8 protein-coding genes are annotated in these 14,524 nt (G+C 33.2%); 6 read left to right on the top strand and 2 right to left on the bottom strand.

Translation table 11 applies throughout. The features are described 5' to 3' along the window. Window positions 1–142: 142 nt before the first annotated feature. The 5 genes from FYJ71_RS10055 to pflA all read left to right on the top strand — a co-directional run bounded on the left by FYJ71_RS10055 (window position 143) and on the right by pflA (window position 7,465). Entirely contained in the window at window positions 143–1,459 is a 1,317-nt protein-coding gene (locus FYJ71_RS10055; protein WP_331468031.1) for a 5-formyltetrahydrofolate cyclo-ligase, read from the top strand. Window positions 1,460–1,536: 77 nt separating this feature from the next. Beyond that, window positions 1,537–2,367 (top strand): ABC transporter ATP-binding protein, encoded by an 831-nt coding sequence (locus FYJ71_RS05185; protein ID WP_154537760.1) that lies wholly within the window; start codon window positions 1,537–1,539, stop codon window positions 2,365–2,367. A gap of 9 nt (window positions 2,368–2,376) precedes the next feature. After that, on the top strand, window positions 2,377–4,092 hold the full coding sequence (locus FYJ71_RS05180; protein ID WP_154537759.1) for a hypothetical protein: 1,716 nt from the start codon (window positions 2,377–2,379) through the stop codon (window positions 4,090–4,092). 388 nt (window positions 4,093–4,480) lie between these two features. After that, window positions 4,481–6,712, top strand: a complete 2,232-nt coding sequence (gene pflB / locus FYJ71_RS05175) for a formate C-acetyltransferase (RefSeq protein ID WP_154537758.1) — start codon at window positions 4,481–4,483, stop codon at window positions 6,710–6,712. Between the two features lie 9 nt (window positions 6,713–6,721). Further along, window positions 6,722–7,465: a pyruvate formate-lyase-activating protein gene (gene pflA, locus FYJ71_RS05170; RefSeq protein WP_154537757.1), complete on the top strand. Its 744-nt coding sequence runs from the start codon at window positions 6,722–6,724 to the stop codon at window positions 7,463–7,465. A gap of 92 nt (window positions 7,466–7,557) precedes the next feature. Here the strand turns inward: pflA and FYJ71_RS05165 are convergent, their stop codons facing one another. After that, the gene (locus FYJ71_RS05165; protein WP_154537756.1) at window positions 7,558–8,214 is read right to left on the bottom strand and encodes a P-II family nitrogen regulator; all 657 of its coding nucleotides are present in this window, start codon (window positions 8,212–8,214) and stop codon (window positions 7,558–7,560) included. Next, entirely contained in the window at window positions 8,207–9,694 is a 1,488-nt protein-coding gene (locus tag FYJ71_RS05160; RefSeq protein WP_154537755.1) for a DUF1538 domain-containing protein, read from the bottom strand. The genes FYJ71_RS05165 and FYJ71_RS05160 overlap by 8 nt, the downstream gene beginning before the upstream one ends. 407 nt (window positions 9,695–10,101) lie before the next feature. On the opposite strand from FYJ71_RS05160, the gene FYJ71_RS05155 reads away from it, so the two are divergent. Then, window positions 10,102–14,301, top strand: coding sequence for a SpaA isopeptide-forming pilin-related protein (locus tag FYJ71_RS05155; protein WP_154537754.1), 4,200 nt, complete (start codon window positions 10,102–10,104; stop codon window positions 14,299–14,301). Window positions 14,302–14,524 lie beyond the last annotated feature (223 nt).

The raw sequence follows: 14,524 nt of genomic DNA, 5'->3' as shown, positions 1-14,524 counted from the left end.
ATCAAAAAACATATTATTGTTTAATAAAATAGCACTTTTAGTTGAGAAATGCTTAAATAAAAGTTTTTCATATTTGAGAATTTAGTGTATAATGATATCTAACGAATATTAGATTTTTCGTTGGTCGAAGGGAGATGAATGTGTGATTGATATACCAATAAAGTCAGATATTAAACCTAATGATAATGACAATATTAATAAAAATTGTAGATTAAAAAATGAAAATAAAGATAAAGAGAATAGGGAATCTGGAAAGATAACAAACCAAACAACTAATTTCCAAAAAGATCTTGATAAGATTATAAAAAATATCGAGAATAGTGTAGCAATCCCGACTTTATTGCTACATAGTTGCTGTGGACCTTGTAGTAGCTATGTATTGGAGTATTTATCGAAATATTTTTCAATAACTGTTTTTTATTACAATCCGAATATTTATCCAAGTGATGAGTATTGGGCCAGAGTTGAAGAACAGAAAAAGATAATAGATATAACTGAATCGAAATATCCTATAAATATGATTACTGGTGCATATGATGTGGATAGGTTTTACAAAATGGCAAAGGGTAGGGAAGATATTCCAGAGGGTGGTGAAAGATGCCATCTATGCTATGAGATGAGACTGAGAGAGGCAGCAAAAATAGCAAAGGAAGAAGAATTTGATTATTTTACGACAACACTGTCAATAAGTCCGCATAAAAACTCACGAGTTCTAAATGAGATAGGAGTGAGAATTGGTGAAGAATATGGGGTAAAACATCTTCCGTCAGACTTTAAAAAGAATAATGGTTACAAACGATCAGTTGAAATAACTTCGCAAGCAGGTATTTACAGACAGGACTATTGTGGATGCGAGTTCTCAAAAAAAGAAAGCGATAAAAGGAGAATCAAAAGAGAAAAGAAGGATTTAAGAGAACATATTAAAAAAATATATTCCGAAATAGAAAAAGAATATCTTGATAAATCAGAAGCTGTGATAATAGAAAAATTTTTATGTTCTGATTTCTATAGAAATGCCAAAAATATTTTTTGTTATGTTGGAAAATTTCCAGAGCTTGACACCTTAAGGATAATAAATAGAGCATTAACTGATGGGAAAAAAGTCTCAGTGCCTTATTGTGTAGATGGTCATGAGATGAAATCCTTGATTATAAATAGCGTGGATGATCTTTCCGTTGGACAATTCGGTATACTTGAGCCAGATGAAGCTTCGGAAGAAATGAAAAAAGAGGATGTTGATTTAGTCGTTGTTCCATGCTGTACCTGTGATAAATCTGGAAATAGATTGGGCTTTGGTAGAGGATATTATGACAGATACCTGGAGCAAATTGAAATAAAAAAAATCCAAGCAAAAAAGGACATGGCAAAAAATATATTGCTAATAAGAAAACAAGTTATGGTTGATGTAGTTCCAACTGATGAACATGACATAAGGATAGAGGAGATAATAACTGAGTAAACAACCTATGATAAGGTTAATAATATATAAAAAAATAGGATAGAGTATAAAAAAAATACACTGAAGGAGGATAATCAATGATTAGATTAGCAGGATTGACAAAGCAATATGGGGATAAAATAGCTCTCGATAATTTAGATTTAGAAATTTTCGATGGCGAAATTTTTGGATTAATTGGTCATAATGGGGCTGGGAAATCTACCACAATTAAATCATTGGTGAGTATTATTGAACCAACGTATGGGCAAATATTTGTGGATGGCAAGAATTTAAAGGAGAATAGACTTGAAATCAAAAAACAAATAGGATATGTTTCTGATTCTCCAGATATGTTTTTAAAGATTCCAGCAATATTGTTTTGGGAATTTATAGGTGATATTTATGGAGTCGAAAAGGAAACGAGAGATAGAAAAATAGCAGAGCTTTGCGAAATATTCGATATGACTGGGAATGAGAACTTGCTTATTGAAGAGTTTTCTCATGGTATGAGGCAGAAAGCATTTATAATAGCAGCACTTCTTTCTGACCCTAAAATATGGGTATTGGATGAGCCTATGACAGGATTAGATCCACAGTCGGCTTTTAATCTTAAAGAAATGATGAAGGAGCATACGAAAAAAGGAAATACTGTATTGTTCTCTACACACGTGTTAGAGGTAGCTGAAAGGCTTTGCGATAGAGTTGGTATTCTTAGAAAAGGAAAATTGATTTTTGTGGGAACGATTGATGAGCTGAAAAATAGATATCCTGGAGAAAACTTGGAAAAAATTTATTTAGATATGGTAAATAATCCAAATGGAAATAATAAAATTGATCCTGAAGAAAAACAGTATACCTATTCCGATAGAGACTCAGATTCCGATATAGGATCAGAAAAATCTGATAAACAACAGAGCATGGAAAAGTAGGTGAAAAAGATGAAAAATTTACTGAAAAATCAAGCCTTCAAACACTTATTTTTTATAAATCTGTTGTATGCAAATCCATCCTATACCTCAAGCTTGAAGAAAAAGCATAAGTATAGATACAATCCTAAATTGATATATTCTGATATATTGAAATATAGTTATATCTTGGGAACAATAATAATGGTCGTAGTATATACGCCTATATTTATTCCGATTAATTTCTCGGTTTTACCATTTTTATTAGACTATTCGCTGGGCTTTTTTCTGTTGATGAATATTTTGCAGACATTTACATTTTTCTTTAATGTATTTTATGAAAGTAGGGATTCGGAAAGTTATATGCCACTCCCAATACCTGAGAAAATGGTGTTTACTGCTAAAATGGCTGTTATAGGTCTTGCTACAGCACAGTTGTCAATACCAATACTTCCGCTAGTAATTGTGTTCAATGTATACAATGGAATGAATATTGTTCTGTCCTTAATCTATGGAATACTTGCCTTTATAATATTTGGGGGAGCTGTCGTTGCAATTAATTCATTACTTATGCAGTTTATGGTAAAGACAGCAATTCTTTCAAAATTTAAAACAAGTATTATTACATTTATGTCGTTGGCTGGTATATTTTTAAATGTTTTCGTCATTTTTAAATTGCAGAGATATAACTCAAATATTTCGCAAGAAGTACTAAAAAAAGGTAAGGTGGTTTTTGGTCCAATATCAAAATTGATGGCAAATGGTGTTTTGCAGGGGATTATGCTGTTGGTAATCGCTGTTGTGGTAATCGCTGTGATTCTATTTGTTTCAAGGGGATCAGAAAAGAGCTTTTACAGCAGTGTTAGACTTATTCAAGGAAATACAAAATCCGGTAAAAATGGCAATGCTAGAAAAAGAAATATATTATCAAGTTACAACTCTGATAATGAAAATACAAAGGGTGGAATTGTATTTGATGGTGAAGATACAGTTCGAGATAGTGTAGTACAAAGAACGAGGAAAAAAAGATTCAAAAAAGCAAAGTTTGGTATGTTTAGATATAATCTGGGGTTGATAAATGATTCGACATTGATAACACAATCAATAGTGCTTCCTTCTTTTATGCCAGTTATGACGATTGCTCCAATGATGATCAGTAATTCAGCAGAAATCACTAATGTGTTTAGAAACAATCAAATTGTTTTCGTATTATTGATTCCATTAGCAATAGGATTGATTGTATCTATTTATCCAACAAATCTTTGCTCAGTAATTGTTTCTCTTGATAGAGAAAATTATAACTATTTTATGGCATTGCCGATTGATAGAAGAAAGTACTTTTTTTCCAAGCTACAGTTTTCTTTGTTGTTTACAATACTGGTTCCTTTAATTATGATGATAGGATTATTTTGGTACTTGAAAATAAACATCCTACTGTCAATTGTCGGTATTCTTGTGCTTATTGTGGTTACTGCATCTGCCTCTATACACTGGCTGATATTCGACTACAAAAATGTTTTGATAAATTGGCATAGTGTCAATGAAATACAGAATAGACTGCCGAGATATATCACAATTTTAGTTTTTATGATTTTAATATCAATGATAATCGTGTCAAGTGCATTGATATATGGAGTTTCATTATTGGGATCAAGTGGTGGAGTAATTGGAATTGTCATTGCTATATTAACAGTGATAGTTGGATTCTCGATTTACAGGTTAAGGAAATTTTTGAAACAGATAATTTAATACGGAAAATTGTGAAAAATACGAACAATTTTGTTGTTAAAAATAATATAATCTGAAAATTGCTATTTTTAAAATCGCTCAAAAAAGCTTTGTAAAACACTTATGAATGTGCTATTATATGGGTATACTAATAATTAATCAAATCGTAACATAAAAAAACAAGAATAATTCAAAAAACATAAATATATAAAAATGTTCGTGTTTTTAGATTAATAAAAATCATTATCAATTATTCTTGTATTTGTTGCAAATAAAGGAAATATTTGAAATTTATTTATAAAAAATAATAAACTTTTTTGTTTGGTATTTTTTATTGAATGTTCAAGTATTTATACCTAATAAAAGTCGAATTTGTTTTGACTTATAATTAAATGGAGGTGTAATTCATATGATGGCATGGAATGATTTCAAAAAAGGCAATTGGACAGAAAATGTTGATGTTCATGATTTTATAAACTTAAACTATACTCCATATGAGGGTGATGATAGTTTCTTAAAGGGTCCTTCTGAGAATACAAAAAAACTTTGGGATCAAATTTCTTTCCTTTTCAAAAAGGAAAGGGATAATGGCGGAATGTTGGATGTTGATGTCGATACCATTTCGGGAATTGACTCATATAATCCTGGATATATTGATAAAGAGCTTGAAAAAATTGTAGGTCTACAGACGGATGCTCCGTTAAAAAGAGCAGTAATGCCGTTTGGTGGAATAAGGATGGTAGAAAATTCTTGTGAAGCCTATGGTTACGAATTAAACCCAAAGATAAAAGAGATATTCACAAAATACAGAAAAACTCATAATCAAGGAGTGTTTGATGTATATACAGATGAAATGAAGGCTGCTAGAAAAGCAGGTATAATAACTGGACTTCCAGATGCATACGGTAGAGGAAGAATAATCGGTGACTATAGAAGAGTAGCCCTATATGGAGTTGATTTTCTGATTGAAAAAAAGGCAGAAGAAAAACTATCATTAGCAAATAGACCGATGACTGAAGATGTGATGAGATTGAGGGAGGAGATATCCGAACAAATTGTTGCACTAAAGAAGCTAAAGAATATGGCTCAGTCATACGGTTTTGATATTTCAAAACCGGCTGAAAATGCACAAGAGGCTGTGCAGTGGTTGTATTTTGCCTATCTTGGAGCAATAAAGGATCAAAATGGCGCTGCGATGTCATTGGGTAGAACATCATCATTCTTGGACATATATTTTGAAAGAGATTTGAAAAATGGAGTGATTACAGAAGAGGAAGCTCAGGAGATAATGGATCACTTTGTTATGAAGCTTAGGCTGGTTAAGTTTTTGAGAACACCAGACTACAATGAATTATTCTCTGGAGATCCGACTTGGGTAACAGAGTCAATTGGCGGAATGAATGGCGATGGCAGAACTTATGTAACGAAAAATTCATTCAGAATATTAAATACGTTGTATAATATTGGACCATCTCCGGAACCAAATTTAACAGTACTATGGTCTACAAAGCTTCCAAAGGGCTTTAAAGATTTCTGCTCTAAAGTTTCTATAGATACTAGCTCAGTTCAATATGAAAATGATGATCTGATGCAGAACTATACAGGTGATGACTATGGTATTGCTTGTTGTGTATCAGCAATGAGAATAGGAAAACAAATGCAATTCTTCGGAGCAAGAGTGAATTTGGCGAAAACACTTTTATATGCTCTAAACGGTGGTATAGATGAAAAGTCTGGTGTACAGGTTGGACCAGTGGCAGAGCCGTTAAAGGATGAGATTCTCGATTATGAAACTGTTAGAGAGAGATTTGAGCAGTATTCAGAATGGCTTGCAGGTCTTTATGTCAATACATTGAACGTAATTCACTATATGCATGACAAGTATTCATATGAATCGTTGGAAATGGCTCTTCACGATATGGAAATACTTAGAACTATGGCTTGTGGTATCGCTGGATTGTCAGTTTGTGCGGATTCGCTTTCTGCAATCAAGTATGCAAAAGTTAAGCCGATTAGAAATGAAAATGGAGTCATTGTCGATTTTGAAACTGAGGGAGAATTCCCAATGTATGGAAATAATGATGATAGAGTTGACTCAATAGCTGTCGATTTAGTTAGAGGTTTTATGAACAAAATTAGAAAGCATAAAACTTATAGAGATGCGCTTCATACACAATCTGTTTTGACAATTACTTCAAATGTTGTATATGGAAAGAAAACAGGAAATACTCCAGACGGTAGAAAAGCCGGAGAACCATTTGCACCAGGTGCAAATCCAATGCATGGTAGAGATTCTAATGGTGCATTGGCGTCATTGTCATCAGTTGCAAAGCTACCATATAGCGAATCTCAGGATGGTATTTCAAATACTTTCTCTGTAATACCAAATGCGTTGGGTAAGAATGAGTCAGAGAGAGTTTCAAACCTGTCTGCAATGATGGATGGATATTTCACTCAAGGAGCTCAGCATCTAAATGTAAATGTTCTTGATAGAGATACATTGCTTGATGCAATGGAAAGACCAGAGGAGTATCCACAGTTGACTATAAGAGTTTCTGGATACGCTGTAAACTTTATAAAGCTAACTAGAGAACAACAGTTAGATGTAATAAATAGAACATTCCATCAAAGAATGGCTTAGGATAATGATATGAAACTAGGAAATATACACTCAATAGAAACTTTTGGAACTGTAGATGGACCGGGAATTAGATATGTGTTGTTTTTGCAGGGCTGTATTTTAAGATGTAGATATTGTCACAATAGAGATACGTGGGAAATAGGAGCTGGCAAGATGATTTCTCCAGAAGAGGTAATAAAAGATGTTTTAAGATATAAAGCTTATTACTCTGCATCTGGTGGTGGCATTACAATTTCTGGTGGAGAGCCGACCATACAGGCTGAATTTGTGAGAGATGTGTTCAAGCTTGCAAAGCAAAATAACATACACACTTGTTTGGATACGAGTGGTCTGGTCGATATAAAAAAAATCGATATGATTTTGGAATATACGGATTTGGTTTTGCTCGATGTTAAGCACATATCTCCAGAAAAATCCAAATGGTTGACGGGGTATAGTTCCGAAGCTGCTTTAAAATTGGCTTTGCATCTCAATGAAAAAAATATTCCTGTGTGGATTAGACACGTGTTGGTTCCGACTATTACTGATGACAAGTCTGATTTGAGGGATATGGCAGAATTCTTAAAACAGCTTGATAACGTGGAGAGGTTTGAGTTTTTGCCATACCATGAAATGGGGAAATATAAGTGGAAAGAGTTTGATGAAGAGTATTCTTTATCTGATATTAGACCCGCAAATGAACAGGACGTTCAAAATGCAAAAAATATATTTATTGAGGCGGGCTATGATAATTTTGCCGATAGTAGAAAATAATTAATAAATAATATGTAAAAGGCTGATTAAAATATGTGTAATCCTTGCTGGGCAAGCCAGTAGAATTGACATATATTAATCAGCCCTTTTTCTTATTTCTGTATTCCCAATGTTCTCTTAACTGGTTGAACGAATAGGACTCCGCTATTTGGTTTTCCTAGATCCATTTCTTTATTGATTGATTCTACAATACTGTCAGTCTTATCTGATTCAGAAATTATAATTACAATTTCCTTTTCAGGCTCTATTTCGACTGCAAATATTTTTTGACAAGGAGAATCTGATGCCGAGCCTCGTGCATTTATAATCGTTCCGCCCTTTGCTCCACCTTTTGAAGCTGCTGATACAACATCTTCAGCTTTTCCTTTATCTACTATAACTGTAATTAAGTCGTTCATATTTTTTTCCTCCAAGCTTCTATCATCGCAATAATTGTAATGACATCCAATAAGACCACTTACAGATATTGCAAATGCTATTCCATGATTTGCTTTATAAAATTTGTATTTGGAATCCAACTCATTTAAAAAAGAGTCGACTTTTTCGCTTTCCATAATCAAATAAACAATTTCTTTTCTAGTGTCAGATAGACCCATCAAATTCATTATTCCTGTGTTCGATGTACCTTTTGCAATTACACAGGAAGTATATTTCGAACCATTTTGTCTGGCTAATTTCTCGATTTTTTTACTCAACCCGTAGTTTACAATAACACAGACCAATTCAATTTCATTTTTTATGCTAATCATCTTTTACCTCCTGCGAAGATTTACGTTTGAATACTATACCCAATATTTGTAGAGCAATCAATGGAGTCATGGCAATCATGGATATAATTCCAAATCCATCAATTACAACATTTGCACCCTCTGTACCTTGTGCAATTCCTTGAGCAAACGCTAGTACAAATGTTGCTGCCATAGGTCCAGAAGCGACGCCGCCAGAGTCAAATGCAATACCCACGAACAGCTTTGGCGAAATATATGTCAGTATTATTGCAATTGCATAGCCTGGAAGTAGATAGTGCCACAATTGTATTTTGGGAACTAATATTCTAAGTATTGACAATGATACAGCGATTGCAACACCAATTGATAGTGTGATCAAGACGAGCTTTCTATCTACATATCCACTAGTTACATCCTCGATTTGATGAGTAAGAACATGGACTGCAGGTTCGGCGAGTATTGTCACTGTACCAAGTACAAATCCAATTGCAATTGGATAGAAATTATTATCTAATAGAGTTAATTTATATCCAACGATTTCTCCTACCTTCATGAACCCAGAATTTACACCAACTAAGAATAATACCAAGCCAATTAGAGAAAATAGTATTCCGAAAAGTATTCTGTATAATACCTGCTTCGATAGCTTGAAGTATAGTCTATCAAAAATTAGGAAAATAATCAATATAGGTGATAGAGCTATTAATACCTCCATCGTCGTATGTGGGATGCCATGCAAAAAAGGTGCTATTATTCCTTGCGTGCTATTCTGTGATGAAATTGAGATTTCTCCTGAAATATTATTTATACCTCTTATCAATCCCATAATCAATACAGACATTATAGCACCGGTTGAGGCAATTGCTACCAAGCCGAAGCTATCCTTCTCTGATGCCTTACTATCTCTCTTTATTTTTGAAATACCGACAGACAGTGCAAGCATAAATGGAACTGTTAGTGCACCTGTAGTCGCTCCAGATGCATCAAACGAAATTGCTAAAAACTCCCTTGAAGAAAAAATTGATAGCATGAAAATAACTCCGTAAAGCACCGTCAAAACTCTATAAAGCGGTGTATTATAAACTATTCTTAGCAACCCTATTGAAATAAGTACGGCGATTCCGATGGAAACGCATATCAATATGGCATTCTTTGAAATTACGCCGTCTGTAACATTAGAAACTTGGTTTGCTAGAATGTGTAGATCAGGCTCTGCAATGGAAATGATAAATCCCAAAACCATTCCCGATATTGCAACTATCCAAATTTTATTTGATTTTGCAATACCCTGACCCATAATGCTTCCTACTGGTGTGATTCCAATATCAATACCCAATAAAAAAATTGCCAATCCAACAATCATTAGAAAAGACCCTATTACGAATTTTATCAATGATGTGCCACCGATGGGTGTAAGTGTGAAGTTTAGAATAATGACGATAATTGTAATGGGTAAAATAGAAAATGTAGTTTCTTTTAACTTTGATCTTATTACATTCAATAATTTTCACTCTCCTTTTTTTACGATAAAGATAATATTTATTTAAGATAATTTAACCTTGATAACAACAATGTTTATATATATTATACAATAAATTGAAAATATTCACAAAATATTAAGTGTTAATTTAATGGATATAAGAGGTTAATATTTCGCTATAGGTATTGTTGAAGAAAAATAAATGATGTATAATGTAATAAATAGAAATTAAATAAATTTACATTTAAAAAATAATAAATATTTTATGCACACATACTGCACTAATTGCAATATTAATTATATAGATATCAATTAATTTAATGGTCTATTATTTTGTTAGTTTTAATTTTATTAAAATTTGAAATTATATTTATTATATAAAAAAGTGTTTTTTGATTTGTAAATTTAGAATTGAGGTTTAAAAAGTTATGAAAAGCGGTAAAAAAAATTTCAGAAATGATAGGGAAATTATGAGAAGAAATCGCCGGAAGAATAGTTTTTTATGTATCGCTTGTCTATTTGCGACACTTATCACATTTATTTCTGGGTACAGATTTGAATCTGAAAAAACTCTTGCAGAGGGTGTAAATGTAACAAACATAGATAATGTCTATGGTATTACCTATGCAAATATTGATACCTTTGGTTACTACGAGTATAGCACGGGTCAATTTGGTTATAATGAGTACGGTGCAGGGATGGATATTAAGTTTAAGCTTCCAAAAGAAGCAAAAGAGGGCGACTATTTTACTCTAAACTATGGCGAACAGCTGATGATTAATAAGATGCCTATGTATGGTGATAATGAAGAAGTTCCATATGCATCATTGGATAGTCAGCCGAATAGGTACAATAATAGACATGACAATATATTTTTTGTAGTAAAAACGAGAGGTGACGCTCAAAATCCATATGGTGTACCACTATTAAATGTCTATTATACAAAAAAAGGAGAGTTGACGTTTGTCGTTCAGAAATATGCAAATGACAAGGGGGTTATCGAGGGAGATGCAATAATAGGTGAGACTATGAACGACCCTTTCAATGCAAATTCCTCACTAAATTCACGATTTGAAGCAATCACCGATGGTAACGGTAGACATGTCAGAAAAGGGAAAAAACAATGGCCTTGGGATGTCGAAGATTTGGAATATCAGCTATCAAAATACTACTTCTTTACAGGGTTTAGACCGAATAATTTGTTGATGAGAGTTCAGGCAGGTGCCGAGTTGATGAACAACCATAGAGCATTTATCGGTAGAGATATAACGTATGTATCAAAATATATGAATGCGAATCCTGTCGAGTTGAATGATGCCAATGGGAATCCTGATAAATCGGGTATGTTCGTAAATTATGAAACAGAATTGTTTAAATACTGGGGAGGAGGTAATGTAACTTCATTTGGTAAAGAGCATTTGTATCCTCATTATGAAGATAGAGAGTACATATATTATCATTTTATTTATCAAGCCAATAAAGGAGCAACAGACTCAACTGCGGGTAGAAATGTAAACATATATCCTATAGATAATACTCTTGATATTGAAGAGATTAAATTATATAAGGGGTTTGATAGCAACGGATCTGTTGACTATTCAAGGTTATCTCCAAACTCCATAGTTCCGCCTATGGCATATTTCGATACTGGTCAAACTGTTCAAGGGTTAGCCTTTGCAAAGCAGAATGACGGATCTTGGTATGCAAACTTTAATTGGCATCAACACCAGACTTATTTTGGAGTTCTTAGGGCTAGAAAAAAGGATCCGTCGAAATTTGAAGGTAAGGATGCCTATAAGATAGGAATGTGGAGTTATACTGGTACAAAGCAGCGTACTCATGACGATTATTATATACCGACATCTGGTTTTGGTTATGGTCTTGCAGATACAATAACTCCAAAGGATTCAATTGGATTTTTCAAGATAAGAAAGGCAGATCCAAACAATAACGTTGTAAAGCCGGTTTATGAATTAAAAGACGGAAAAATGCAGTATATTGATACATATGGAAATACATTCACTTATGATGAATCAAAAAAAGCATATGTAAATCAATATGGAAGAGCAGTTTCTCAGGTAAAAGACAAGGACGGAAATTTGATATTTGAGGATAATCTCCTAAACAAATATACACAAATAGTAAATGGAAGTGAAGTTACATATAAAGATGAAAAAGGTGAAATATATACAAAGGTAAGCGGTAAGGACGAGTGGAGAAGCCAGAGCGGTAAAATCTTCAAGCCTACAAGACCATTACTTTTGGAGGATTCATTTACTCTAAGAATAATAGATAATGGAAATGATACATCAGTAACTGATGCCGATGGTAATCCATTGACAAAGATTGAGATGATCGATAAGGATAATTTTTCTGTTATAACTAGATACGGTAATATATTGATGGTAAAAAAAGAAAATGGAGAACGTGTATTCTATAAATGGGATGGTGCTACAAAGCAATTTGTTAGAGCTGAACACGTACTACAGCAGCAAGATTCTTATCATATTACAAATCTTGGATATAACCCTACTCACGTTCGTCCTCTACTAAAGAAAACTTTTGTATTCAGAATGACGGATAAAGATATAAACAATGTTTTTGAACATGGAATAGACGAGTATGGATATGTTGTCTTCCCAAGTTTGCTTGAAGGTCATAAATATAAGCTAGAGGAAGTTAGTGCAGGCTCCGGTTACATAAAAACCGACAAAACATTTAATGTAGATGTAAAATCGAAAAATAATGTTGTGATAACCGACTCTGATGGAAATCTTGTGACAAAAAATTCAGTGCCGATGTCTATTGTAGATTCAGAAAACTTGTTGTACACAGTTGTCAATGATACAGTTGGTTTTGCGATTTCAAAAAGAATAAAGGGGATAGAATCAACTGGTCGTCATATAACATCTGAAATGGAGTTTAAATTATCAAAGATAAATGATAATACCTTTGAACCACAGATAATAAAACAAAAAGCAAATGAAAATTTTGTTTTTACAGGTCTTACAAAGGGCGAATACATTCTTGAAGAAACACAGCCACCTTCTGGTTATGTTGCAGATAGATTGATTTATAAGGTTATTGCAGATGATGATGGAAATGTTCATATATTCAAATTACCGGCTTCAAATGCAAACCATACATATGTAGAATCTCAGAGGACACTTATCAAGGATAGTCTTCTAAGTCAAAATATCGGAGATTCAAGTGATGGCTATGCGATTGACGGAAATGTCAATACATCAGCAATTTGGCATCAAACAGATCCGGGAAATACTTTGGGTGGACCAGGAAGTGGCGATTATGGAAACAACAATATTAGAGTTGGTACTTATATTGGAATTGATTTGGGTGCTCCAAAGCTAATTCACGAAGTTACTTTTATGCAAGGGCAGGAAAATAACCACAACGATAGAATATCGAGCTTTGATATGGAATATTCAGTAGATAACGTCAAATGGAAAACATATAAATCATATTCAGAAGCAAGCACGAATCAAGGCGATGTAAGTGAAAAAAATATGACTCTTTACGCAAGATATATAAGATTTGTAAATAAAGAGCCAGTTCTAAGTAAGTGGTTTTCTGTAAAGGAAATAAATGCAAAGATTTATGAAAATATCGGCAAGACTATAACTGCAAAAATGCAAAAAAATCTCACTTCAGAAGAGAATATAGCATTTATTGGTAATATTCAAAATCCAAAGTTGGTATTGGAAAAGCTCGATATGTCGGGAAATAAGATAACTGGAACAGCGAAGTTTAAGCTCTATAAGGTGGATGAAGACACAACTGAAGGTAATATTGCGACTAAGATAAACGAGGCAAATCTTATACATGAGATATCAATTACCGATGGTACATCAACTGTGATAGATCCTTTTAATGCAAAAACGCTGGGCAAATACGCATTGGTTGAAACAGAGGCGCCAAATGGATATGTAAAATTGTCCAAACCGACTTTACTAGAGCTGTATGAAGACAAGCAATCTCATGATGGAACTCTCAATAAGGCAGTTACACGATTTAAAGTATTGAATAATAATGAAAAAGTTGTCGTTGATACGAATGAGACTGTCAATACAAATAGGATGTACATCAAGATAAAAAATGAAAAAGTAAAGACAAATATAAGCATTCAGAAGCTGAGCAAATTGACAGATAAAACTCTTTTGGGTGTAAAGCTAAAGCTTTCTTCAAAAGACAGCACCAAAATGCCACAATTTAGTGATTTGGATTGGCATCAAGCAAACTATGAGGGCGTGGTGCTTGAAAATGAAAATGCATTGACGTGGAAAACTTCAAATGCGGGAGATGCTGTATTTTCACTAGATGATGGTGTATACAAAGTGGAAGAGCTGGAAGCTCCAAATGCATACAATAAAATCAAGCCATTTGAATTTACGCTTTCAAATGGAAAGATTACACTGTCAGACGGTGTTGATGGTGAAGAGGTTAAAGTTACTTCAAAGGACAACAGGCTGTCAATCCAAATGATCAACTTCACAAATCAGGAGTATCCAGGTACCGGCGGTATAGGAAGCTTGATTTTTACAGTAATTGGTATATCAATTATGTCGATAGCAATATTGCTTTTTAAAAGACAGCAATCAAGATATAGCTAACAATGATAAAATAAAACGAGATTTAGCTAAAATGATATATAAAAAAACTACTAAAATAATACAATAAAAATACTAAAAAAGAACTCGTGATATTCATTTCGTTGATAAGGATACTCGAGTTCTTTTTTATGCTACTATTAAGTAGCGAGCTTTTTTGATAAATTATATGGATATGCTTAAGTATATTAAAATATATAGATATGCTTAACCATATTAAAATACA

The organism is Peptostreptococcus porci (assembly GCF_009695815.1).
In the GTDB taxonomy this organism is placed as follows: domain Bacteria; phylum Bacillota; class Clostridia; order Peptostreptococcales; family Peptostreptococcaceae; genus Peptostreptococcus; species Peptostreptococcus porci.
Note: the sequence above shows the minus strand (reverse complement) of the source record. Positions and strands in the feature narration are given on the sequence as shown.